This window comes from Limimaricola sp. G21655-S1 (assembly GCF_027213785.1).
Taxonomy (GTDB): Bacteria; Pseudomonadota; Alphaproteobacteria; order Rhodobacterales; family Rhodobacteraceae; genus Limimaricola.
In genome coordinates this window covers 1-261 of record NZ_JAPWGO010000305.1, presented here as the reverse complement: position 1 = coordinate 261, position 261 = coordinate 1, and the positions used below count along the sequence as shown (strand labels likewise).

Genomic DNA, 261 nt, shown 5'->3' with positions numbered 1-261 from the left:
CGCCAGTACCGCTGGCTTCACCGCTGGCAAATCCAATACAAAGGTAAAATCAAATCCATGATAAGGGGTGTCTTCCAAACTCAGGGTTTCATGCTCATTATCGAAAACCCAAGCATAATCTCCTTTTTCTACCCAACGGTTCAATTTCTCTCTTAATGAGGCCCGTTCATCCGAGTTGTGTACAGGAATATTCTCCATCAAAGTTCGCAAGCTGCGGTGCTGTTTTTGAAGATCATCAAAAAGAATGCGCAGGGCATTATC

Annotated in this window: 1 protein-coding gene; it reads right to left on the bottom strand. The window is 44.1% G+C overall.

Annotated elements, in window-relative coordinates; genetic code table 11:
• Window positions 1-261, bottom strand: a 261-nt coding sequence (locus O4G76_RS20880) for a hypothetical protein (RefSeq protein WP_269399023.1), incomplete at both ends; no start/stop codon positions are given.